22 protein-coding genes are annotated in these 22,271 nt (G+C 75.4%); 7 read left to right on the forward strand and 15 right to left on the reverse strand.

From position 1 onward, the window contains the following. The 3 genes from BLT39_RS17090 to BLT39_RS17100 form a co-directional block, all read right to left on the reverse strand. Complete coding sequence (locus tag BLT39_RS17090; protein ID WP_091066447.1) at window positions 1-4,935, reverse strand: NAD-glutamate dehydrogenase; 4,935 nt, start codon at window positions 4,933-4,935, stop codon at window positions 1-3. Window positions 4,936-4,989: 54 nt separating this feature from the next. After that, entirely contained in the window at window positions 4,990-5,376 is a 387-nt protein-coding gene (locus tag BLT39_RS17095; RefSeq protein WP_207508098.1) for a phage holin family protein, read from the reverse strand. Between the two features lie 169 nt (window positions 5,377-5,545). Beyond that, the gene (locus BLT39_RS17100; protein WP_091066452.1) at window positions 5,546-5,764 is read right to left on the reverse strand and encodes a hypothetical protein; all 219 of its coding nucleotides are present in this window, start codon (window positions 5,762-5,764) and stop codon (window positions 5,546-5,548) included. A gap of 293 nt (window positions 5,765-6,057) precedes the next feature. Here BLT39_RS17100 and BLT39_RS17105 point away from each other — a divergent pair, with 293 nt between their 5' ends. Continuing rightward, the gene (locus tag BLT39_RS17105; protein WP_091066456.1) at window positions 6,058-6,882 is read left to right on the forward strand and encodes an alpha/beta hydrolase; all 825 of its coding nucleotides are present in this window, start codon (window positions 6,058-6,060) and stop codon (window positions 6,880-6,882) included. A gap of 6 nt (window positions 6,883-6,888) precedes the next feature. On the opposite strand, the gene BLT39_RS17110 is transcribed toward BLT39_RS17105, so the two are convergent. From BLT39_RS17110 to BLT39_RS17130, 5 genes are all read right to left on the reverse strand, one after another. Beyond that, window positions 6,889-7,356, reverse strand: coding sequence for a GNAT family N-acetyltransferase (locus tag BLT39_RS17110; protein ID WP_091066460.1), 468 nt, complete (start codon window positions 7,354-7,356; stop codon window positions 6,889-6,891). A 17-nt stretch (window positions 7,357-7,373) separates the two neighbouring features. Beyond that, on the reverse strand, window positions 7,374-8,294 hold the full coding sequence (locus BLT39_RS17115) for an AEC family transporter (protein WP_091066463.1): 921 nt from the start codon (window positions 8,292-8,294) through the stop codon (window positions 7,374-7,376). A gap of 181 nt (window positions 8,295-8,475) precedes the next feature. After that, on the reverse strand, window positions 8,476-9,024 hold the full coding sequence (locus tag BLT39_RS22540) for a hypothetical protein (RefSeq protein ID WP_207508100.1): 549 nt from the start codon (window positions 9,022-9,024) through the stop codon (window positions 8,476-8,478). A gap of 17 nt (window positions 9,025-9,041) precedes the next feature. Then, window positions 9,042-10,067, reverse strand: coding sequence for a hypothetical protein (locus BLT39_RS22545; RefSeq protein WP_091066468.1), 1,026 nt, complete (start codon window positions 10,065-10,067; stop codon window positions 9,042-9,044). After that, complete coding sequence (locus BLT39_RS17130; RefSeq protein WP_091066471.1) at window positions 10,064-10,588, reverse strand: SigE family RNA polymerase sigma factor; 525 nt, start codon at window positions 10,586-10,588, stop codon at window positions 10,064-10,066. Before BLT39_RS17130 ends, BLT39_RS22545 begins: the two co-directional genes overlap by 4 nt. A 193-nt stretch (window positions 10,589-10,781) precedes the next feature. Here BLT39_RS17130 and BLT39_RS17135 point away from each other — a divergent pair, with 193 nt between their 5' ends. Then, on the forward strand, window positions 10,782-11,450 hold the full coding sequence (locus BLT39_RS17135) for a TVP38/TMEM64 family protein (protein WP_165640300.1): 669 nt from the start codon (window positions 10,782-10,784) through the stop codon (window positions 11,448-11,450). Here BLT39_RS17135 and BLT39_RS17140 read toward each other — a convergent pair. After that, a complete protein-coding gene (locus BLT39_RS17140) occupies window positions 11,447-12,049 on the reverse strand; it encodes a hypothetical protein (RefSeq protein WP_091066477.1) in 603 nt (200 codons plus the stop codon). The genes BLT39_RS17135 and BLT39_RS17140 overlap by 4 nt on opposite strands. 68 nt (window positions 12,050-12,117) lie before the next feature. Between BLT39_RS17140 and BLT39_RS17145 the strand changes: the two genes are divergently transcribed. The 3 genes from BLT39_RS17145 to BLT39_RS17155 are packed head-to-tail and all read left to right on the forward strand — an operon-like array spanning window position 12,118 to window position 14,431. After that, window positions 12,118-13,308, forward strand: a complete 1,191-nt coding sequence (locus BLT39_RS17145) for an ATP-binding protein (protein ID WP_091066481.1) — start codon at window positions 12,118-12,120, stop codon at window positions 13,306-13,308. A gap of 32 nt (window positions 13,309-13,340) precedes the next feature. After that, a complete protein-coding gene (locus BLT39_RS17150) occupies window positions 13,341-13,862 on the forward strand; it encodes an RNA polymerase sigma factor (RefSeq protein WP_091066484.1) in 522 nt (173 codons plus the stop codon). Then, complete coding sequence (locus tag BLT39_RS17155; protein WP_091066487.1) at window positions 13,859-14,431, forward strand: hypothetical protein; 573 nt, start codon at window positions 13,859-13,861, stop codon at window positions 14,429-14,431. The genes BLT39_RS17150 and BLT39_RS17155 overlap by 4 nt, the downstream gene beginning before the upstream one ends. 1 nt (window position 14,432) lies before the next feature. Here BLT39_RS17155 and BLT39_RS17160 read toward each other — a convergent pair whose 3' ends face one another. Continuing rightward, window positions 14,433-14,894, reverse strand: coding sequence for an Lrp/AsnC family transcriptional regulator (locus BLT39_RS17160; protein WP_091066490.1), 462 nt, complete (start codon window positions 14,892-14,894; stop codon window positions 14,433-14,435). A gap of 78 nt (window positions 14,895-14,972) precedes the next feature. Here BLT39_RS17160 and BLT39_RS17165 point away from each other — a divergent pair, with 78 nt between their 5' ends. Both BLT39_RS17165 and BLT39_RS17170 read left to right on the forward strand, forming a co-directional pair. Beyond that, a complete protein-coding gene (locus tag BLT39_RS17165; RefSeq protein WP_091066494.1) occupies window positions 14,973-15,449 on the forward strand; it encodes a DUF2000 domain-containing protein in 477 nt (158 codons plus the stop codon). Between the two features lie 79 nt (window positions 15,450-15,528). After that, the gene (locus BLT39_RS17170) at window positions 15,529-16,278 is read left to right on the forward strand and encodes a ZIP family metal transporter (RefSeq protein ID WP_091067287.1); all 750 of its coding nucleotides are present in this window, start codon (window positions 15,529-15,531) and stop codon (window positions 16,276-16,278) included. Between the two features lie 72 nt (window positions 16,279-16,350). Here BLT39_RS17170 and BLT39_RS17175 read toward each other — a convergent pair whose 3' ends face one another. From BLT39_RS17175 to BLT39_RS17195, 5 genes are all read right to left on the reverse strand, one after another. Beyond that, the gene (locus BLT39_RS17175) at window positions 16,351-17,688 is read right to left on the reverse strand and encodes an ABC transporter substrate-binding protein (RefSeq protein ID WP_091066496.1); all 1,338 of its coding nucleotides are present in this window, start codon (window positions 17,686-17,688) and stop codon (window positions 16,351-16,353) included. Between the two features lie 40 nt (window positions 17,689-17,728). Next, on the reverse strand, window positions 17,729-18,439 hold the full coding sequence (locus tag BLT39_RS17180; RefSeq protein WP_207508104.1) for an SDR family NAD(P)-dependent oxidoreductase: 711 nt from the start codon (window positions 18,437-18,439) through the stop codon (window positions 17,729-17,731). Next, window positions 18,436-19,728 (reverse strand): flavin-containing monooxygenase, encoded by a 1,293-nt coding sequence (locus tag BLT39_RS17185; protein ID WP_091066499.1) that lies wholly within the window; start codon window positions 19,726-19,728, stop codon window positions 18,436-18,438. The genes BLT39_RS17180 and BLT39_RS17185 overlap by 4 nt, the downstream gene beginning before the upstream one ends. Before the next feature lie 101 nt (window positions 19,729-19,829). Further along, window positions 19,830-20,771, reverse strand: coding sequence for a LysR family transcriptional regulator (locus BLT39_RS17190; protein ID WP_207508105.1), 942 nt, complete (start codon window positions 20,769-20,771; stop codon window positions 19,830-19,832). Window positions 20,772-20,860: 89 nt separating this feature from the next. Continuing rightward, complete coding sequence (locus tag BLT39_RS17195; protein WP_091066501.1) at window positions 20,861-22,270, reverse strand: cation:dicarboxylate symporter family transporter; 1,410 nt, start codon at window positions 22,268-22,270, stop codon at window positions 20,861-20,863. Between the last annotated feature and the right edge of the window lies 1 nt (window position 22,271).

The following is a 22,271-nucleotide window of genomic DNA, read 5'->3' on the forward strand; positions in this document are numbered from 1 at the left end:
TCAGGCCCGGCGCAGCCCCCGCAGGGTGCGGACGGCGACCACAAGCTCGGCCAGCTCGTGCGACTCCCCGGCGGCCAGCTCGGCCAGCTGGGCGGCGGCCCGGCGCTGGCCGGTGTCCCAGCGGTCGGCCCAGCGGGTGACCAGGGCGCTCGGGTCGTCGTCGTCGCCCGAGCGCCCGCGCAGCACCTCGGTGGTCAGCGCGGCCTGCTCGGCGGTGAGGTCGTCGCGCAGCGCCGCCCGGGCCATCGCCGGCCAGCGCCGGTCGCGCGGCAGGCCGGTGATCAGCTCGCGCAGCGGCACCAGGTCCAGCCGGGCCGCGAGGGCCTCCCAGACCCGGCCGGCCAGCGGCACCGGCGCCCCGGTGACCTCGGCGACGACGGCCAGGTCGAGGGCCCCCGGCAGCAGGGGGGCGACCGCCACCGCGGCGGCGAGGTCCGCGGGGACCCCGGCCGACCGGAGCCCGGCGGCGCGCTCGGCGTAGGCCTCCGCGTCGGCGCCGAGCAGCCACTCGGGCTGGCCGGCGACCACGGTGGCCACCGGCCCGGCGAACCGGGCGGTCAGCGTGGCGATCGACGGTGCGGGCTCGGCGGACAGCTCGGGCTGGCGCAGCAGCCAGCGGGTCGCCCGCTCGGCCAGCCGGGTGGCCTCGGTCCGCAGCTGCACCTGCACCGCGGCGGGCACCCGGTTGTCCAGCGGGCGGGCGGCGTCCCACAGCCGGTCGACGTCGAACACCGCGCGGGCCACCGCGTGCGCCCGCACCACGGCCACCAGGGGCGCGCCGGTCTCCTCGCCGAGCCGGAACAGCCCGGTCACCCCGGCGACGTTGACCGCCCGGTTGACCAGGGCGGTCGCGATGATCTCCCGGCGTAGCGGGTGCCGGTCGACCGCGTCGGGGAACCGCTCCCGCAGCGCCGCCGGCACGTAGTCGGTGAGCAGCCGGCCCAGCGCGGGGTCGTCGGGCAGCGTCGAGTGCAGCACCGCGTCGTCGGCCTCGAGCTTGGCGTAGGCCAGCAGCACCGAGAGCTCCGGCGAGGTGAGCGCCTGGCCGTCGCGGCGCCGCTCGGACAGCGCCCGCCCGTCGGGGAGCGCCTCGACCGCGCGGTCCAGCCGGCCCGAGCGCTCCAGCGACCGCATGAACCGGGTGTGCGCGTCGAGCAGGCTGCGCGCGGACGTGACCTCGGCGGCCAGGGTGGCGTTCTGCGCGTAGTTGTCGGTGAGCACCTGGTCGGCGACCTCGGTGGTCATCGACGCCAGCAGCTGCGCGCGCTCGTCGGGGGACAGCTGGACCGCGTTGAGCGCGATCTTGATGTTGACCTCGTGGTCGGAGGTGTCCACGCCGGCGGAGTTGTCGATGGCGTCGGTGTTCACCCGCCCGCCGGCCAGGGCGTACTCCACCCGGCCGCGCTGGGTCAGGCCCAGGTTGCCGCCCTCGCCGACCACCCGGACCCGCAGCTGCTCGCCGTTGACCCGCACCGCGTCGTTGGCCTTGTCCCCGACGTCGAGGTGGCTCTCGGTCGTCGCCTTCACGTAGGTGCCGATGCCGCCGTTGAACAGCAGGTCCACCGGGGCGAGCAGCACCGCGCGGACCAGCTCCGCCGGGGTCAGGTGCTCGACGCCCTCCGGCAGGCCGAGCGCGACCCGCATCGGCTCGCTGACCGGCACCGACTTCGCCGTCCGCGGCCACACGCCGCCGCCGGCGCTGATCAGCCCCGGGTCGTAGTCGGCCCAGCTCGAGCGGGGGAGGGCGAACAGCCGCTGCCGCTCGGCGAAGCCGGTGGCGGCGTCGGGGGTGGGGTCGACGAACACGTGCCGGTGGTCGAAGGCGGCCACCAGCCGCAGGTGCTCCGACAGCAGCATGCCGTTGCCGAACACGTCGCCGCTCATGTCGCCGACGCCGACGACGGTGATCTCCTGGCTCTGGGTGTCGATGCCCAGCTCCCGGAAGTGCCGGGTGACCGACTCCCAGGCGCCGCGGGCGGTGATGCCCATGGCCTTGTGGTCGTAGCCGACCGACCCGCCCGAGGCGAAGGCGTCGCCCAGCCAGAACCCGCGCTCGACCGCGACCGAGTTGGCCAGGTCGGAGAAGGTCGCCGTCCCCTTGTCGGCCGCGACCACGAGGTAGGTGTCCACGGCGTCGTGCCGCACGACGCCCTCGGCGGGCACGACCTCGCCGTCGACCAGGTCGTCGGTCAGCGAGAGCAGCGCGCCGATGAACAGCTGGTAGCAGGCCCGGCCCTCGGCCAGCCACGCATCGCGGTCGGCCGGCGGGCGCAGCAGCACGAACCCGCCCTTGGCACCGGTGGGCACGATGACGGTGTTCTTCACGGTCTGGGCCTTGACCAGGCCGAGGATCTCGGTGCGCAGGTCCTCGCGCCGGTCGCTCCAGCGCAGCCCGCCGCGCGCGACCGCGCCGAAGCGCAGGTGCACCCCGAGGACCCGGGGCGAGGACACCCACACCTCCCGGGCCGGGCGCGGCTCGGGCAGGTCGGGGACGGCGTGCGGGTCGAGCTTGATGGCCAGCGGCGTGCCGTCGGTGAAGGCGGTCGCGGTGTAGGCGGTGGTCCGCTGGGTGGCCCGGACGGCGGCCAACAGCGCGGTGAGCACCCGGTCGGCGTCCAGGGAGTCGACCGCGCCGATCCGCTGGGTCAGCCGGTCGACCAGCTCGCGCTGCTGCGCCTCGCGGTCGCCGTGCTGCCGCGGGTCGAACCGGACGGTGAACAGGTCGACGACGCCGGAGACGACGTCGGGGTGCCCGGCGAGCACGGACTCCACGTAGCCGGCGGAGAAGGGCAGCCCGCCCTGCCGCAACCACTGCACGTAGGCCCGCACGACGGCGACCTGCTGCCAGGTCAGCCCGGCCACCAGCACCAGCGCGCCCAGGCCGTCGTCCTCGGCGTCGCCGCGCCAGACCGCGGTGATCGCGTCGGTGAACCGGCGGGGCAGGGAGTCCAGCGCCGGCAGGTCGGCGGTCGGGGTGGACAGGCCGAAGTCGTACACCCAGGCCAGCGGCGAGCCGATCCGGTCGATCTCGTAGGGCCGCTCGTCGACGACGTCCACGCCCAGGTGCTGCAGCACCGGCAGCACCTGGCTCAGCAGCAGCCGCTCGCCGACCCGGAAGACGGTCAGCCGGCGCTCGCCGGGGGCGGCGTCGCGGGGGGTCCACAGCCGCAGCGACAGCTCGCCGGCCTCGAGGGAGTCCAGCCGGTCGAGGTCGGCGACGGCGGTGGAGGCCGGGAAGTCGGCCTGGTAGGCCGGGGGGAACGCGTCGGCGACCTGGGCGAGCCGCCGCTCGGCGTCCGCCCCGTACTCGGCGGTGAGGACGTCGGTCAGGTCGTCGGTCCAGCTGCGGGCCGCGGCGGCCAGCTGGCGCTCGAGCTCGGGGACGTCGACGTCGGGCAGCGCCGCGACGCCGCGGCCGGTCTGCACGCGGACGACGAAGTGCAGCCGGGCGAGCACCGACTCGGTGGAGCGGGCGGTGTACTCGATGGAGGAGCCGCCCAGGCTGGACAGCAGGATCCGCTGCATCGCCAGCCGGACCTCGGTGGTGTACCGGTCGCGGGGCAGGTAGACCAGCGCGGAGAAGAACCGGCCGAAGGGGTCCCGGCGCAGGAACAGCCGGGTCTGCCGGCGCTCGCGCAGGTGCAGCACGGCCAGCGCGACGGGCAGCAGCTCGTCGACGTCGACCTGCAGCAGCTCGTCGCGGGGGTAGGTCTCCAGGACGTCGAGCAGCTCCTTGCCGGTGTGGCTGTCGGGCTCGACGCCCGAGCGCTCGAGCACCTGCGCCGCGGTCCGCCGGACGAGGGGGACGTCGGTGACGCTGGCGGTGTAGGCGCCGGTGGGGAACAGCCCGACGATGCGGTGCTGGCGGCCGCGGGTGCCCTGCGGGCCGGGCAGGGTGACCGCGACGACGTCCAGCCAGGCGGGGCGGTGCACGGTGGAGCGGACGTCGGCCTTGGTCACCACGACCCGGCGGCCCACCACGTCGCGGGCGGCGGCGCCGACCGGCACGACCGGGGTGCTCATGTCGGTGTCGCTGCGCAGCACGCCCAGCCCGGTGCCGGGGACCGCGGCGGTGGCCGGGGTGCCGTGCTCGTCGACGAGGTCGACGTCGCGGGCGCCGAGGAAGACGAAGTTGCCCTCGGTCATCCAGCGCAGCAGGGCGGCGGCCTCGTGCGGGTCGCCGAGGGCGGCGTCGGCCGGGTCGGCCGGGTCCCAGGGCTCCTCGTCGAGGAAGTGGGCCAGGTCCAGGGCGCGGTCGCGCAGCTTGCCGGCGTCCTCGTGCACGCCGCGGACGTCGGCGAGCACCGTGCGCAGGCCCCGCACCAGGTCGTCGGCGGCCTCGTCGTCGATGGTCCCGGCGAGGACGACGGCGATCCAGGACTCCGCGATGGCGTCGGGCTGGTCGGCGGCGCCGTCCGTGCCGTCGCAGAACTGCAGCAGCCTCCCGGTGACGTCGCGGCGCACGGTGACCACGGGGTGCACGACGTGGTCCAGGACCACCTTCTGCCGCACGACCTCGGCGGTGACCGAGTCGACCAGGAACGGCATGTCGTCGGTGACCACCCGCAGCACCGAGGAGCCGCCCTGCGTGCGGTCCACGGCGACCAGCGCGGAGCCCTGCGGGCGGGTGGCGGCCAGCGCGAGGTGGTCCAGGGCCAGCCGGGCCAGCGAGCCGGGGTCGTGGCCGACGACCTCGGCGGCGGGCTCGCCGCGGAAGTAGGAGTGCACGACGGCGGGGACGTCGTCGTCGGTGAGGCCGGCCGGGAGGTCGGGCACCTCGTCGTCGGTGAGCGACTCCCCGGCCCGGTCGAGCAGCTGGGCCTTCTCGGTGCGGGCGGCCTCGAGGGCGGCCATGTCGGCCGGGCGGACGGTGTCGGGCTCCGGGGTCCTCTCCGGGGTCGCGACGGGTGGGTGGACGCTCCCGGGCCGTGCCATGACCCCGACGCTAGCGGGCAGACGTCCTGGACGTCATCCGCGGTCGCCGGTGTGTCAGGCCTTGACCTTCAGCGGCAGCAGCAGCTCGGCGACCCAGCTGAACACGGCGATGAGGAAGCCGCCGACGACCGCCGTCCAGAAGCCGTCGACCTGCAGCCGGTCGCTGATCGCGGCGGTGATGCCGAGCAGCGCGGCGTTCACCACGAGCAGGAACAACCCGAGCGTGAGGACGACGAAGGGCAGCGACAGCAGCCGCACCACCGGCCCGACGATCGTGTTGACGATCGCGAACAGCAGGGCGACCCAGAGGTAGGTGCCGGCCTCCCCGAACGTGCCCTGGGTGTTGCCGACGACGGTGATGCCGCTGACCAGCTGGGTGACCACGTAGATGATCACGGCCAGGACGACGACGCGGAGCGCGAACCTCACGACGGTGGACACGGCTGCACCCTAGGTCCGCCCACCCGCATCGGCCCTTCTACACCTGTCTAGCGGCTGCCGTAGACACCCCGATGGTGCCCGATGCGCGCGGGCCACGGGCTCGGCACGCTTCCTGGGCCTTCCCGCCCGGGAATGCCCAGGGCGCACGCCAGGCCGACGGCTGGCCGGGTCAGACGGACAGGACGGCGAGCACCAGCGCGGTCGCGACCGGGCTGAGCACCAGCAGGTCCAACCACCGCTCCGGGGCCGGCGACTGCCGGTCCGCCCAAGTCGCCACCCGGCGGGGGAGGAGCAGCCCCAGCCGGGTTCCCGGCAGCACGAGCACCACGACGAGCGCGACGACGACGGGTGCGCCCGGCGGGACACCCACCGCGAGGCCGACGAGCACCGGGGTGAGCAGGGCGGCGACCCTGCCTCGACGAACCCGAGCACCGCCGCGACCGTGGCGACCCCGGGTCGACGGGGGAACGGGTCCGGCCGGAGCACCGGTTCCATCGCGCCGGGCCAGCCCGTGGGGGCGGGCCGGGCCCGGGCGGAGTCCGGGTGGGTCACGCGGCGCTCCTCGGTCGGTCCGCACCACCCTCCCCGAGCCCCGGGACCCGGAGAAGGCGCCCTCACCCGGCCGGGGGACGGCCGGTTCCACGTGGAACCGCTGATCAGTGCCAGACTAGCCTCCCGGCTGTGACGACGCACACCGACGGCCACCTCTCGACCGGGCAGCACCGGCAGACCTGGACGCCGGACGGCGACGTCGTCGGGGTCGTCGTCCTGGTGCACGGGCTGCACGAGCACGCCGGCCGGTACGCGCACGTCGCGGAGCGGCTGGCCCGGTCCGGGTACGCCACCTGGGCGCCCGACCACCCCGGCCACGGCCGGTCCCCGGGCAGCCGTGGCAACATCGGTTCCCTGGCCACCACCGTCGCCGGTGTCGACGAGACCGCGCAGCAGGCCGCGGCGGCCCACCCCGGCGTCCCGCTGTTCGTCTACGGGCACAGCATGGGCGGCCTGGTCGCCGCGCAGTACCTGACCGGGACGCCGTCGGTGCCGGTGCGGGGCGCCGTGCTGTCGGCCGCCGCCCTCGACCTGGCCTCGGCCAACCCGGTGCAGCAGAAGGTCGCCCCGCTGCTGGGCCGGCTGCTGCCCGACCTGGGCGTGCTGACCCTCGACGCCGACGCGGTCAGCCGCGACCCCGCCGTGGTGGCCGCCTACCGCGCCGACCCGCTGAACCGGATGGGCAAGGTCCGCGCCCGCACCGGCGCGGAGATGATCACCGCGGTGGCCGCGATGCCCGCCCGGCTGCGCCGGCTCACCCTGCCGCTGCTGGTCGTCCACGGCGGCGCCGACCGACTGGTGCCCCCGGCGGCCAGCGAACTGGTCGCCACCGGCACCGCGTCGTCCGACGTCACCCACACCGTCTACCCGGGGCTGTTCCACGAGCCGCACAACGAGCCCGAGCGCGAGCAGGTCCTCGACGACGTCGTGGGCTGGCTGGACGCCCACCGCTGAGACCGGTCAGGCCCCGCGGACCCGCCACACCACGTCGCCCACCGCGCTGGTCTCGACGTGGTCCACGACGAAGCCCTCGCGCTCGTAGAACGCGGCGGCCCGCTCGTTGGCCGCGAAGTGCTCCAGCAGCACCCGGCCGCCGTCCAGCCCGCGGGTGACCTCGGCCAGCAACCGCGGCCCGAGCCCGGCACCCCGCTGGTCCGGGTGGACGTAGAGCTTCCACACCACGTCGTCCGCACCCCACCGCCCGCGCTGCGCCATCCCGACCAGCGCGCCGTCGTCCTCGGCGAGCACGACCTGGCCGGCGGCCACCGCCTCGGCGAGCTGCTCGGGGCGCCACCAGTCGCGGACCTGCGCCCGCGCGGCCGCCTCGCCGATCAGCGGGGCGTAGTGGGCGGGGACGACCTGCTCCCCGAACCGCACCAGCGCGGGGACGTCGTCCGGCCCGGCCGACCGCAGCAGCACCCCGTCCATGCCGGCATCCTGCCCGGTCACGGCCCGAGCAGGGCGGCGACCACCAGCAGGACGGGGATCGACCCGGCGGTGGTCACGGTGACCGTCTGCTGCGCCAGCCGCTCGCCGGTGCCGTAGGCGACCGCGTAGGTGTAGACGTTCTGCGCCGTCGGCAGCGCCGAGAGGACGACGACGACGAACAGCTCGGCGCCGCCGATGCCCACCGCCGCGGCCAGCGCCCAGGCCAGGCCCGGCATCACGAGCAGCTTCAGCGCGCTGAGCACGAGCACGGCGCGGCGCTCGGGCCCGCGGCCGGGCACCGGGGCACCGCGCAGCGAGATGCCGTAGGCCAGCAGCACCGCCGGGACGGCGAGGGAGGCCAGCAGCTGCAGCGGGTCGAGCACCAGGTCGGGCACCCGCCACCCCGCCGCGCTCACCACCAGGCCGGCCACCGAGGCGAGCAGCACGGGGTTGCGGAACGGCGCGGTGAGCCGCACCCAGCGGGGGGTGCCGTCCGCGGATCCGGACAGGTCCAGCGCCACCACCGCGGCCGGCACCAGCACGACCAGCTGGAACAGCAGCAGCGGCGCGACCAGGGTGGCGTCGCCGAGCACGTGGACGGCGATCGGGATGCCGAGGTTGGCCGAGTTGACCATGCCGGCGGAGATGGCGGCGATCGTCGTCCGGCCGGTGCCCCAGCGGCGCACCACCCCGGCGACCACGACCACACCGGCGACGGCGAGCGCCGCGGCGGAGGTGACCCAGAGCGTGCCGGAGAAGACCTGGCCGAGGTCGGCGGCGGCGAGGGTGACGAACAGCAGCGCCGGGGTGGCGACCCGGAAGGAGGTCTGCGCCAGGACCAGCTGGGCGCCCGGGGGCAGGACGTCGCGGCGGGCGGCCAGGTAGCCGACGGCGATCACCACGCCGATGACCACGAACCCGGTCAGCACCCCCGCCACCGCTGCAGTCTGCGTGCCGCCCCCGGACCCCGCGCCACCGCCGTCGCGTTTCCCCGGGGACACCACCGCGTTTCCGCGGAAACGCTTCGCGAGGCCGCCGCGTCTCCGCGGGAACACCTCCCGGGCGCCGAGCGCGCACCGAGCGCCCCGGGGACTCCGCCGCGGGGCCGTGGCTGCACGGTCAGGGCGCGGGGACGACGATCCGCGCCTCGGTGTTGCCGCCGCACTCCGCGGTGCCGTCGACCCGCACGTACTCCGGCCGCACGGTCACCTCGGCGACCACGGCCCCGTTCTGCCGCACCCGGGCCGTCACCTCCTCGGGCCGCTCCGCGAACAGGCCCAGCTGCGCGCGGCCGTCGTCGCCCAGCTCGAGCACCGGGTCGCCCGGCGCGGGGGTGGGGGTCGTGGGCGGTGGCACGGCCGGGGTGCCCGGCGTGCCCGGGAGCGGGGCACGGGTGGGGGCGTCGAGCAGCTCGACCGGCGGCGGGCAGGCCGGGTCGCAGTCCAGCTCGACCGTGCGGCCGGACCCGGCCGGCCACTCCTGGGCGAGGTCGACCACCAGCACGCTGCCGTAGCCGATCGCGGGGCAGACGGTGTCACCGACGCCGCACCCCGCCGTGCCGAGCACACCGGCGGCCAGCAGGGCGGCGCGGACCCGACGGGCGCGGGCCCGACGGGACGCCGGAGCAGGCCGGTCGCGGACCTCCGCCACCAGCTGCCTGGCCGTCACGACCGACGCCGGCTCGGTCACCGGTACCCCGTCGACGTCTCGCACCGGTCGAGGTCGGCCCAGAACGCGTCCACGCCCTCCCCCGTCAGCAACCCGTCGAAGCCGAGGGACCCGTCGACCGACACGCTCACCCCCCAGCCGGCAGCGACCATGCACCGCTGGATCAGCGGGCCGTAGGACGGGTCGCTGGGCAACTGCGAGGACTCCACCCGGGTCCAGGCGGACGGCCCGAAGGGACGGGAGGAGTCGAAGCTGTCGACCCACCGCGCCGGGACCTCGCCCGCAGCACTCGTGGCGGTGATGCCCGGGGCGGCCGCCGCTCCGGCCGGCGGCAGCTCGACCTCCGCCTGCACGACCCCACCGGCCGACGGCAGGTCCTCGAAGCCGGACGTGTCAGCGGTGAACAGGCTGGTCACCGCCGGGCTGTAGCGGACCTGGTCCTCCGGCCGGGCGACCACCACCAGGTAGCCGACGCCTCCCGCGACGTCGAGCAGGCCGAGCGGGGCGGCGGCGGTGGTCCGGGTGGGCACCCCGGCCAGCTGCAGCGTCAGCCCGTCGGCAGGGTCGGTGTCCACGAACCATGCGTAGGCGAGCTGACCGCTGGTGCGGCCGATGACCAGCGCCCAGACCTGGCCACCTCGGACCTCGCCGACGAAGGCCACGTGCCGGTTGTCCGGGGCGGGGTCGAGGATCTGGCCCGCGCTGATGCCCGCGATGCCGGTCTCCCAGCTCGCCGAAGCAGCGACGGCCACGGCGTCGGCGTCGTCGGCCAGGGAGCCCCGGGTGGGGGCGTCGAACAGGCTGGACACCTCCGCCGACCCGCCGGCGGCGACCGCGCTGGCCTCGGTGGGCCCGGACCGGTCGACCAGCGCGGGCACGGCGGCCACCACCACGGCGATCGCCGCGGCCACCCCGGCCCAGCGCAGCCGCCGGCGGTCCTGGGCGCGGTGCAGGTCGACGACCAGGTCGGCGGTCTCCTCGCCGCGGCCGCGGGGGGCGTCGGCGGCCAGGTCGTGCAGCAGGGTGCGGACGTCGGTGCTCACGAGGTCCTCCGGGCGTAGATCGAGGTGTCGGGGTCGGCGGCGGACGTCGCGTCCAGGTGCCGCCGCAGGGTGGCCAGCCCGCGGGCCGCGTGGGTGCTGACCGTGCTGGTCGAGCAGCCGAGCACCCGGGCGGTCTCGGCCTCGGTCAGGTCCTCGAACCACCGCAGGACGACGACCGCGCGGGCCTTGGGCGACAGCTCCCGCAGCGCGGCGCGGACGAGGTCGGTGGTGGCCAGCCGCTCCTGCAGGTCGTCGCCGGGCCGGTCGGGGACGGTCTCGATGACCTGCTCGGACGTCGACATCCGGCGCCGCCAGCTGACGTGCGAGGTGACGAGGATCCGCCGCACGTAGGCCAGCCGGGAGTCCGCGCGCTGCACCTTCGCCCAGTGCCGGTGCGCCTTGACCAGCGTGGTCTGCACCAGGTCCTCGGCGTGGCCGTGGTCGCCGGTGAGCAGGTACGCCGTCCGCAGCAACGGCCCCTCCACCTCGACGACGAAGTCCGTGAACCCGTCGTCGCTCACCCGCTGCCCCCCGCCGTGGTCGTCACACCCGGAAGACGCCGCGACCGGTCCGGACACCCGACACCAGCGAGGTCACGATCCGGTCACGGAGGCACCGGGCCCGCCGTCGATCGACGCTCGCCGACCATTCCGCAGCCGGAGTGGCCGATCACCGTCGATCGACGGTCCGGCGGCACCCGGGAGACTGGGCGGCGTGGCGCGGGTCAGCACGGGCGAGGCGGTGCGTGCAGCGGTCCTCGTGGCGATCCTGGCCGCCGGCGCCGTCGTCGCGCTGACCACCGACCTGCCCACGGTCGACCAGCTGCGCAGCCGGGTCGCCGACGCCGGCCTGCTGGGGTGGGCCGCCATCGCCGGCGGCACCGCGGTCGCCGTCCTCGCGCCCATCCCGCGGACCGCGCTGGCCCTGCTCACCGGGATCCTGCTCGGCTTCTGGCCGGGCCTGCTGGTCACCGTGGTCGGCGCGCTGCTCGGCGCGCTCATGGGCTTCGGCCTCGGCCGGGCACTGGGCCGGGGCACGCTGCTGCGGCTGGCCGGGCCCCGGCTGCACAAGGCCGACCAGCTGGCCATGGAGCGGGGGTTCACCGCCGTCCTGCTGGCCCGGCTGACCCCGGTGCTGCCGTTCTTCCTGGTCAACTACGCCGGCGGGCTGTCCGGCGTCCGGCTGCCGGTGTACCTGGCCGCGACCTTCGTCGGGCTGCTGCCCGGCGCGGTGTTCAACGTCGCGGTCGGCTCGGTGGCCGGCGGGCTGGGGGAGTGGGGCCTGGCGATCACGATCGGGCCGGCGGCGGTCGTGCTGGCCGTGCTCGGCGTGCGGTGGTGGCGGCGTCGAGGTCGCTCTACCCCGGTCTCGGCTGAACGCTAGACAGCCGTAGACGACCCGATCGTCGTGGTCACCCGGACGACGGAGGGCGTCGGCGGCACCGAGCCGAACCCGAACCGCACGGGTGGGTCCACCCGCGCCAGGCCGCCGAGGTCGGCGCCGTCCCAGCCGGCGGAGGCCGAGCGCAGCAGGTGCAGGTCCTGCACGCCGTACCACTCGGTGCGCCCGTTCCCGGCGCTCCCGCGGGTGCGCATGCCGGCCAGCCGGGCGAGCGGGTCGAGCAGCCCCACCCAGGCCGGGGTACGGGCCAGCGGTGACGGAACGGTCCGCAGCAGCCAGCCCAGGGCCGGACGGCGGCCGGTGGTCACGCGCAGCGCGAGCGGCCCGGCGTGCACGACCCACTGGTCGCCGGCCCGGCCCACGTCGACCGACACGACCCGGACCTCGTCGAAGGTGTAGGTGCCGGCCACGAACTCCGCCAGCTCCTGCGTCTGGGCCAGCAGCAGCCGGTGGCCGTCGGGCCGCTCGACCATGACGTCGGAGACCGGGCCGAGCGGGGACCGGGGCCAGTGCCCGACCACCAGCCGGGTCCCCGACGTCGTCCCGGCGCCCAGGATCCAGCCGTCGTACCGCACCCGCATGCGACACGCGCTACCCCGTTCTACGTGCTTCTACGTCCCGGGCTAGAGAGCGGAATACGGTGCCCGACATGGATCCCGTGCGGAACCCCTACGCCCCCGGCGCGGGCCAGCGCCCGCCGGAGCTCGCCGGCCGGGACGCCGAGCTGGGCGCCTTCGACGTGGTGCTGGAGCGGATCGCGCACGGCCGCCCGGAGCGGTCACTGGTGCTCACCGGGCTGCGCGGGGTGGGCAAGACGGTGCTGCTCAACCACCTGCGCTCGGCGGCGATCGCCCGCGGGTGGGGCACGGGCAAGATCGAGGCCCGGCCGGACCAGTCGCTGCGCCGGCCGGTGGCCAGCGCGCTGCACATGGCGCTGCGGGAGCTGGGGCCGCGGCACGGCAACGCCGAGGCGGTGGCCGACGTCCTCGGGGTGGTCAAGGCGTTCGCCCAGTTCCAGCCGGCCGACGCCAAGCTGCGCGACCGCTGGCAGCCCGGCATCGACGCCCCCGCCGCCACCGGCCGGGCCGACACCGGCGACATGGAGATCGACCTGGTCGAGCTGCTGTCCGACGCGGCCGGGGTCGCCGCCGACACCGGCAAGGGCATCGCGCTGTTCATCGACGAGATGCAGGACGTGCAGCCCGACGACGTCAGCGCCATCTGCGCGGCCTGCCACGAGCTGTCCCAGCAGGGTGCGCCGCTGATCGTCGTGGGCGCCGGGCTGCCGCACCTGCCCGCCGTCCTGTCGGCGTCGAAGTCCTACTCCGAGCGGCTGTTCCGCTACCTGCGGATCGACCGGCTGGACCGGGCCGCGGCCGACCGGGCGCTGGTCGGCCCGGCCGAGCGGGAGGACGTCGAGTACACGGCCGAGGCGCTGGACGCCCTGTACGCCGCCGCCGACGGCTACCCCTACTTCGTGCAGGCCTACGGCAAGGTCACCTGGGACCTGGCCGCCACCACCCCCATCACCGCGGACGACGTCGCGGTGGCGGCGCCGGCCGCGGAGGCCGAGCTCGCGGTGGGCTTCTTCGGCTCCCGCTACGACCGGGCCACGCCCGCCGAGCGGGAGTACATGCACGCCATGGCCGACCTGGGCGGGCCGGCCGGCGCCGCGGTGAGCACCAGCGACGTCGCCGTCTCGCTGGGCCGCAAGCCCGCGTCGCTCTCCCCGGCGCGGGACTCGCTGATCAAGAAGGGCCTGGTCTACAGCGCCGAGCGCGGGCAGATCGCCTTCACCGTGCCGCACTTCGGCCGCTACCTGCTGCGCCAGCCCGACTGAAAGTGCGGTGCGTGTCCCGGACAGAGGGGGGCGTGGAGGAGTTCGAGGCGGTGGCGCGGGCCGTCGTGGAGCCGGTGCGCCGGTACCTGCACCGCCGCACCGACGCCGCGACCGCCGACGACGCGCTCGGCGAGGTGCTGCTGGTGCTGTGGCGGCGGGCGGCCGACGTCCCCGCCGACCCGGTGCCGTGGGCGATCGGGGTGGCCCGGCTGTGCCTGGCCAACGCCGAGCGCAGCCGCTGGCGCCAGCACCGGCTGGCCGCCCGGATCGGTCCCGCCGGCCCGGAGCCCGACCCGGCCGAGGACGTCGCCGGCGCGCTGGACGACGCCGCCCGGGTCCGCGCCGCGCTGACCCAGCTGACGGACGCCGACGCCGAGCTGCTGCGGCTGTCCGCCTGGGACGGGCTCACCACCGGCCAGCTGGCCCAGCTGCTGGGCATCACGCCCAACGCGGTGGCCATCCGGCTGCACCGGGCCCGCGGGCGGCTGCGGGAGGCAGTGCAAAGGCAGGACCCCGAGCCGGACAGGACGGGACGAGGGAAGGGGAGGGCATGACCGACGAACCGGCCGACGCGACGCTGGACGCCCGGCTGCGGGCCGCCGACCCCCTCCCCGACCTGCCCCCGCTCGCCCCCGAGCGGCTCGACCAGCTCCTGGAGGACACCGTGACCAGCACCGCCGCACCGACCCGCCGCCCCCGCGCCCTGCTGCTGGCCGCCGCGGCGGCCGCCGTCGTCGTGGTCGGCGGGGGAGCGCTGGCCCTGACCGGCCAGGACGGCGGGACGACGACGCTCGCTCTCGCCGCCCCCGACGTCTCCGCCAGCTGCGCCGCCCTGACCCCGGAGCTGCTGGCCGGCAGCGACGTCGCCTTCGCCGGCCGGGTCACCGCGATCTCGGGCGGCGTCGTGGTGCTGGAGACGGTGCAGCGCTTCGCCGGCGAGGTCGGGGACACCGTCGAGGTCACCCAGGGCGAGGGCAGCGTGGTGGACGGCGCCCCGATCACCTTCGAGCAGGGGCAGGTCTACCTGCTGTCCGCCGACGGCGGCACGATCGGCTCCTGCAGCGGCAGCGGTCCGGACTCCCCCGAGCTGCGCACCCTGTTCGAGCAGGCCTTCGGCGGCTGACCTACCGGCCGCCCGCCTCGATCCGGGGCGGGCGGCGCAGGTGCTCGTAGACCACGCTGGTGCGCACGTCGGCCACCTCGGGCCGCTGGGTGAGCCGGTCGATGACGAAGGCGTAGAGCGCCTCGTTGTCGGCGACGGCCACGTGCACCAGGAAGTCCTCGGTGCCGGTGGTGACGAACAGGCCGATGGTCTCGGGCAGGCCCTGCACCCAGTCCCGGAAGGCCTCGATGGCCCGCCGCGACGGCGGCCGCACCCGGATCGCGATGAGCGCCTGCACCGGCCGGCCGATCGCGGCCAGGTCGACGTCCAGGGTCGCCCCGCGGATCACGCCCCGGTCGCGCAGCGCCCGGGTGCGCTCCAGCGCCGTGGACGGTGCGACGCCCACGTCGGCCGCGACGTCGCGGTTGCTGCGCCGCGCATCGGACTGGAGGGAGCGCAGGATCGCCGCATCGAGTTCGTCCACCCGGCCATCCTGGCGCACGTCGCCGAACGAAGTTCGGGATTGGCCTGCTGCGTCCGTGGATGTGCCTAGCGTGGCGGCATGACGACGCACGACGTACCCGCCTTCACCGCCGACGAGGTCGTGACGGCCGAACCCACACGCAACGCCCGGCTCAAGTGGGTGGTGGTCGTCGACGCCGAGGTGCCGGCCGGGGAGATGGTCAACGCCGTCGCCTGCACCGCCGCCGCCACCGGCGCGGCCGTCGACCACCTGCTGGCCCACGGCGGGCCCGACGCCGACGGCGCCCACCACCCGGGGCTGCCGTGGGCGGGGTGCAGCGTGCTGACCGCCTCGTCGCAGGAGCTGGCCGCCGTCCGGGCCAAGGCGGTCGGCTCGCCCGGCGTGCTGGTCGTGGACATGCCGCGGGCCGCGCAGACGCACCGGGTCTACGACGAGTACCTCGCCGAGCTGGCCGGCACCGCGGCCGAGGACCTGGCCTGCCGGGCGGTCAGCATCGTCGGCCCGCGCAACCGGGTGGCCGCCCTCACCAAGCGGCTGGGCCTGCTCACCGGTTGAGCGGCGGCCCGGCCGGGCAGGAGCGGCCCGGCGTCCAGACCCCGGCGCCGTCCGACGACGACGAGCGGGGTGGGTGGCCGTGCCGACGTGGCTGGAGGCCGGGCTGTGGGGGCTGCTGGGCGGCGGGGCGCTGGTCCTGGGTGCGCTGGTGGCCTGGTTCCTCCGCGTGCCGCAGGTCGTGGTCGCCTCGGTGATGGCCTTCGGGTCCGGGGTGCTCATCTCGGCGGTCGCCTTCGACCTGATGGCCGAGGCCGCGGAGACCGGTGGGCTGGTGCCCACCGCGCTGGGCTTCCTCGGCGGGGCGGTCACCTACCTGGGTGCCAACGCGCTGCTGGCCCGCCGCGGGGCGCGGCACCGCAAGCGGTCGGGGGACCAGCAGCCCTCGGAGGACCAGCAGCAGGGCAGCGGCGCGGCGATCGCGGTCGGCGCGCTGCTGGACGGCGTCCCGGAGTCCGTCGTCCTGGGGGTGGGGCTGCTCGGCGGCGGGGCGGTGAGCCTGCCGGTGCTGGCGGCGGTGTTCATCTCCAACGTGCCCGAGGGCCTGTCCAGCGCGGCCGGGATGAAGCGCAGCGGCCGCTCCGCCGGCTACGTCTTCGGCGTGTGGGGCGGCATCGCGGTGCTCTCGGGCCTGTCCGCGCTGGTCGGCTACGTCGCCCTGGGCAGCGCGCCGCCCGAGGCCATCGCCGTCATCACCGCGGTGGCGGCCGGGGCGATCCTGACGATGATCGCCGACACGATGATCCCCGAGGCCTTCGAGCGCACCCGGACCTGGACCGGCCTGATCACCGCGCTGGGCTTCCTGCTCGCCTTCGCCATCGAGCTCGCCTGACCGGGTTCCACGTGGAACGGGGACGCACCCGGCCCCACGGGGGGAGGGCCGGGTGCGTCCGGTCGGGGAGGGTCAGCGCTGCGGGCCGATGCCCTGCGCGTTGAGCCCCTCGATGATCCGGCTGGTCTCCTCGAACCCGATCACCAGGATCGCGTCGGGGTTGAACTCGACCATCTGGGAGACCTCGCTGTCGAAGTTCGCCGCCGTCGGGTCGTAGACCAGCGAACGGATCGAGTCCTCCGACAACCCGTCGGCGACCAGGTCGGCGGCGGTGTTGTCGGCCAGCCCGGTGCCGTAGGGGTCGTTGAGCGCCAGGATGCCGACGGTGTTGTTGCCGTCGCCGCCGATCAGGTCGGCCAGCGCCCGGGCCTGCAGGGTGTCCGGGGGCACGGTGCGGAAGAACAGGCCCTGGTCGGGGTAGTCGGTCAGCCGGTCGGAGGTGCTGGCCGGGCTGATCATCGCCACGCCGGCGCCGGTGATCGCGTCGATCACGGTCAGCGTCACGCCCGAGGACGACGCCCCGATGATCACGTTCGCCCCCGACTGCAGCAGCCGGTCGGCGGTCTGGGTCGCGGTGTCGGTGCTCGCGTCGCCGGAGTCCCCGGTGTCGAGCTGCACCGGGTTGCCCAGCACCCCGCCCGCGGCGTTGACGTCGCCCACGGCCAGGTTCAGCGCCGCGATCTGCTGCGGGCCCTGGTAGGACAGGCTGCCGGTCAGCGGGGTGAGGCTGCCGATCACCAGCGGTGCCCCGGTCGTGCCCGGTGCGGCCGGCGCCGGGCCCTCGTCGGTCGCGGCGTCCGCCAGGTCACCGGCCTGCACGAACTGCCGGGCGTCCAGGTCGATCTGGTCGTCCTCGGTGAAGCTCTCGATGGCGAAGCTCGCCACCGACGGCTCCCCGGGCTCGGTGAACGCCAGCGGGCCGTTGACGCCGTCGTAGTCGGGGTTCCCGCCGGCCTGGATGATCGCGGTGCAGGACGCGTAGTCGGTGCAGGTCTCCCCGCCGAAGGTCACCCCGTTGACGTAGGGCGCCCAGACCGTGGCCTGGTTGCTCCCGGCCAGCTGCGCGGCGAGCGAGGCGATGACCACGGCGTCGTAGGTCTCGGCCGCGGTGTTGAAGTTGGTCAGCGACGGGTCGAGGGCCAGCAGCCGGTCGCGGAAGTCCTGCCCGACGTCGGTGAGCAGCACGGTGCCGCGCATGCCGGCCAGCGCGCCGGGGGAGGATGCGAAGTCCTCGCCCAGGCCGTTGTTCATGTTGCCGTCGGCGCCGTAGACGTTGACCTGCTTCGCGCCGTCGGAGGCGGCCGCGCTGCCTGCCCCGGCGTCGCCGTCGTCCGGGCCGCCGCCGCAGGCGCCCAGCGCCAGCAGGGTCGCGGCGGCGAGCGCACCGGCGCGGAGGTGGGTGGTGCGCATCTGTTCTCCTTCGTGGGGGTGGGTGGGGGAGCGGGGTCGGTCAGCGCATGGCCGAGCCGCCGGCGATGACCACGGTCTCGCCGGTGACGTAGCCCGGTTCCAGCAGCCGCTGGACCCAGACGGCGATCTCGTCGGGGTCGGCGACCCGGCCCAGCGGGATGCCGGCGGCGGCCTCGGCCATCCGGCCGGTGGCGGCGTTGCCGGGGGTGTCGACCCAGCCCGGCGCGACGGCGTTCACCACCACCTGGTCGGGCGCGAGCTCGATGGCCAACGACTTCGTCAGCGACAGCACCGCTGCCTTGGAGGCGCTGTAGAGCAGCTGGCCGGGGGAGACGGCGAAGGCGTCGACGGAGGCGAAGTTGACCACCGCGCCACCGCCGGCCGCCCGCAGGTGCGGGACCGCGGCCGCGGTGACCACCAGCGTGCCGAGCACGTTGACGTCGAACACCGCGCGGTAGGTCTCGTCGGTGAAGTCCTCGAGCCGGGTGGGCGGGTAGATGCCGGCGCAGTTGACCACGCCGGTCAGCCGCTGCCCGGCGACGAGGCGGTCCACCGCGGCGGTGACGCCGGCGCGGTCGGTGACGTCGACGGGCACCGGCACCAGCTGCTCGCCGAGCTCGTCGGCCAGCGCGGCGAGGGGGTCGGCGGCCCGGTCCAGGGCGAGCACCCGCCAGCCGGCGGCGACCAGCCGCTGCACCAGCGCCCGGCCCATGCCGCTGGCGGCGCCGGTGACCAGCACGGTGTCGCTCACCGGGCCACCTCCTGCGCCGCGCGGGCGGGGGCGGTCGGCACGACGGCGTCCAGCGCGGCGTGCGAGCGGGCCATCCACTGCGTCCACACCGGGCGCAGCACGTCGACCCGGTCGGTCGGGCCGCCGGCGGGCAGCAGCAGCTCGGCCAGCGGCCGGTCGGTGCGGCCCTCGAGGCCGAGCAGCCGGACGGCGAGGGCCGACTGCGCGCTGAACACCGGGAACTGCGCGCCCCGCGGGCTGGCCAGCCCGACGGTGTAGAGCCGCGAGGTCCCGACCGGGACGACCATGCCGCCGACCCGCAGCGGCGCCCCGGCCGACCAGGTCAGCTGGTCGGGTGCCAGGAACGGCAGGCTGACCCGGAAGCCGGTGGCCCACAGCACGGTGTCGAAGTCGGCGCTGGTGCCGTCGGCGAAGGAGACCGTGCGGCCCTCCGTGCCCACCACGCCGGTGCGGGCGGTGATCCGGCCGTGCTGCAGCCAGTACAGGAGCAGGTCGTTGACCACCGGCAGCTGCTCGTTGAGGTTGCGGGTCACCGGCGGCTGCAGGCCCGGGTAGTCCGCGTGCGTGCCCACCGACACCCGGACCAGGGCCCGCTGCACCCGCTCGGCGGCCCACGGCGGCAGCGTGGCCAGGAAGGGCAGCTGGTTGCGACCGCGGCCGAAGAAGGTCTTGGGCTGGAACACCTGGCCGTGCCGCATGGCGATGGAGACGTCCAGCCGGGCGTTGGCGGCGTCGACGGCGAGGTCGCAGCCGCTGTTCCCGGCACCCACCACGAGCACGCGGTGACCCTCGACGTCGGCCACCGACCGGTACTGCGAGGAGTGCAGCGACCGGCCGGTGAAGCCCTCGGCGACCGCCGGCAGCTTCGGGTCCCAGTGGTGGCCGTTGGCGACCACCACGGCGTCGAAGCGCTCGGTCGTGCCGCCGGCGGTGACGTCCCAGCCGGAGACGCCGTCGTCCGGGCTGGTCACGGCGGTGACCTCGGTGCCGAACCGGACGTGGTCGAGCAGGCCGTGGTCGGCGGCGAAGGCGTCGAGGTAGGCCACCACCTGCTCCCGGCTGGGGAACAGCGGGTAGGTGGCGGGCATCGGTACGCCGTCGAAGCAGGACACGTCCCGCGGCGTGATCAGGTGCAGCGCCTCGTAGTCGGTGTGCCAGTGCCCGCCGGCCCGGTCGCCGCGCTCGTACGCGACCACGTCGTGCCCGGCGTCCCGGAACACCCGGACCGCCTCCAGACCGGCCGCCCCGGCGCCGATCACGCAGACGCGCTGTGCGGTGCTGCTCGCCACGGCGTCCTCCCCCCTCGCCGGCCCGTGCGGCCGGTCCTGGAGCGAGTCTCGGGGGCCCCGAGCGCGCTGTGAACGGCCAGTTCGCGACGCCAGCTCAAGGCTCAGCCTCTGGCCGGGCCGCCGTCCGCCGCCTGCTGCAGGGCCCGGATGTGGGTGTGCGCCAGGTCCATGAACACCCGGGTGGCCGGGCTGAGCGTGCCGCCGGCCCGGGTGATGAAGGCGAACCGCTCGACGACGGGCGGGTCCAGCGGCGCCCAGTGCAGCCGGCCGGGGTAGCCCGACCAGCGGGTGACCAGGTAGCTGACCAGCGAGTCGCCGAGCCCGTGGGCGGCCAGCTCGACCGCGGCGGTCTGGAACTCGACCTCGATCTGCGGCTGCAGGACCAGCCCGGCCGCGGCCGCCCGCTCGGTGAGCACCCGGCGCAGCGGGTCCTCGGCGCCCCACCGGGCCTCGGACAGGATCAGCGGCGCGGCGGCCAGCTGCTGCACGGTCACCGGTGCCCGCGCCCGGTCGCCGTCGGTGCTGACGTAGACCACGGAGTCCACCAGCACCGGCGGGCCGACGTCGAGCCCGCGCTCGTCGATCGGCAGCTGCACCAGGCCGGCCTCGAGCTCCCCGCGCCGGACCTGGGCGGCGACCTCCGAGCTGTTCAGCCCGACCACCCGGGTGACCACCCCGGGGTAGCGGGAGCGGAAGTCGCCGATCAGCGCGGTCAGCAGGTAGAGGTGCGCGCTGGAGAAGGTGCCGAAGCTGACCGTGCCGCCGGCCAGCTCGCGCACGCCCCGGGCGCTGTCGGCCAGCGCCTGCGCGTCGGCCAGCGTGCGCCGGGCCCCGGGCAGCAGCGCCCGGCCGGCCTCGGTGAGCTGCAGCCGCCGGTTGGTGCGCACGAAGAGGGTGACGCCGAGGGTGTGCTCGAGCCGGCGCACCTGCTCGGAGAGGCTGGGCTGGGCGACGTGGGTGGCCTCGGCGGCGGCGACGAAGGAGCCGTGCTCGACCGCGGCGACGAAGTACGCCAGCTGCTGCAGGGTCGGCAGCCGGGCCACGCCCCGGGACGCTACCGGTCACCGGGCCCGCACAGCACGACGCCCGCACCTCGTCGAGGAGGTGCGGGCGTCGGCGTCCCGGGCCGGGGTCAGCGGGTGGTGGCTGCCCCGGCGAACTCGCGGCGCTGGTCGCCGGCGTCCTCGACGGCGGGGTCGGCGTGGCCGTCGTCGAGCATCGTGGTCTCGTCGAAGGGACGCTCGCCCGCCAGCACGGCCTTCATCTGCTCGCGGTCCAGCTCCTTGGTCCAGGTCGCCACCAGCATGCAGGCGATGGCGTTGCCGGAGAAGTTGGTGACCGCGCGGGCCTCGCTCATGAACCGGTCGATGCCGACGATGAGGCCGACGCCGTCCAGCAGCTCGGGGCGGTGCGAGGAGAGGCCGCCGGCCAGCGTCGCCAGACCGGCACCGGAGACGCCGGCCGCGCCCTTCGAGGCGATGATCATGAAGACCAGCAGGCCGATCTGCTCGCCCACGCTCAGCGGGTCACCGAGGGCCTCGGCGATGAACAGCGAGGCCATCGTCAGGTAGATCGCGGTGCCGTCGAGGTTGAAGGAGTACCCGGTCGGCACGACGATGCCGGCGACGGGCTTGCTGACGCCGATGTGCTCCATCTTGGCGATCAGGCGGGGCAGTGCGGTCTCCGAGGAGGACGAGGAGACGATCAGCAGGTACTCGCGGCCCAGGTACTTCAGGAACGAGAACACGTTGATGCCGACGACCGCCCGCAGGATGGCGCCGAGGAAGACGAGGACGAAGACCGCGCAGGTGACGTAGAAGCCGAGCATGAGGATGCCCAGGCTCTTCAGCGCGTCGATGCCCGTGGCGCCGACGACCGCGGCGATGGCGCCGAAGGCACCGATCGGGGCCACCCACATGATCATCGCGAGGATGCGGAAGACCAGCTTCTGGATGTGCCCGATGCCGACGAGGATCGGGGCCCCGGCGCGGCCCATGGCCTGCAGCGCGAAGCCGACCAGCAGCGCGACCAGCAGCGCCTGCAGCACCGAGCCCGCGGTCAGGGACGACAGCAGGGTGGTCGGGATGAGCGACAGGATGAACCCGGTGGTGCCCTCGGGGGCGGTCTCGGCCCCGGTCGCCACGAGCTCGGCCCCCGCGCCGCGGACCTCGTCGGTCAGCTGCAGGCCCTCACCCGGGTGCAGCACGTTGCCGACCAGCAGGCCGATGAACAGCGCCACCGTCGACATCGCGATGAAGTAGCCCAGGGCCAGGCCACCGATCCGACCGACCTGGGCGGCCTGCCGGATGGCGCCGATGCCCAGCACGATCGTGCAGAAGATGACCGGGGCGATGATCATCTTGATCAGCGCGACGAACACGGTGCCCAGCCACTTCAGCTCCGTCCCGAACTCCGGGAACACCAACCCGACCACGATGCCGGCGAGCACCGCGACGATCACCGCGATGTAGAGCCAGTGGGTCTTGTCGCGCTTCTGCTTCTGCACCGGCGCACTGCCGGCTGCGGGGGTGGTCGAGGCCATG

This window comes from Klenkia brasiliensis (assembly GCF_900100695.1).
In the GTDB taxonomy this organism is placed as follows: domain Bacteria; phylum Actinomycetota; class Actinomycetes; order Mycobacteriales; family Geodermatophilaceae; genus Klenkia; species Klenkia brasiliensis.

What these genes read in the sequence shown, in the direction of transcription:
- BLT39_RS17090 (WP_091066447.1), bottom strand. Translation starts at nt 4,935, where the DNA reads ATGGCACGGCCCGGGAGCGTCCACCCACCCGTCGCGACCCCGGAGAGG.
- BLT39_RS17110 (WP_091066460.1), bottom strand. Translation starts at nt 7,356, where the DNA reads ATGGACGGGGTGCTGCTGCGGTCGGCCGGGCCGGACGACGTCCCCGCG.
- BLT39_RS17140 (WP_091066477.1), bottom strand. Translation starts at nt 12,049, where the DNA reads ATGCGGGTGCGGTACGACGGCTGGATCCTGGGCGCCGGGACGACGTCG.
- BLT39_RS17145 (WP_091066481.1), top strand. Translation starts at nt 12,118, where the DNA reads ATGGATCCCGTGCGGAACCCCTACGCCCCCGGCGCGGGCCAGCGCCCG.
- BLT39_RS17155 (WP_091066487.1), top strand. Translation starts at nt 13,859, where the DNA reads ATGACCGACGAACCGGCCGACGCGACGCTGGACGCCCGGCTGCGGGCC.
- BLT39_RS17165 (WP_091066494.1), top strand. Translation starts at nt 14,973, where the DNA reads ATGACGACGCACGACGTACCCGCCTTCACCGCCGACGAGGTCGTGACG.
- BLT39_RS17175 (WP_091066496.1), bottom strand. Translation starts at nt 17,688, where the DNA reads ATGCGCACCACCCACCTCCGCGCCGGTGCGCTCGCCGCCGCGACCCTG.
- BLT39_RS17195 (WP_091066501.1), bottom strand. Translation starts at nt 22,270, where the DNA reads ATGGCCTCGACCACCCCCGCAGCCGGCAGTGCGCCGGTGCAGAAGCAG.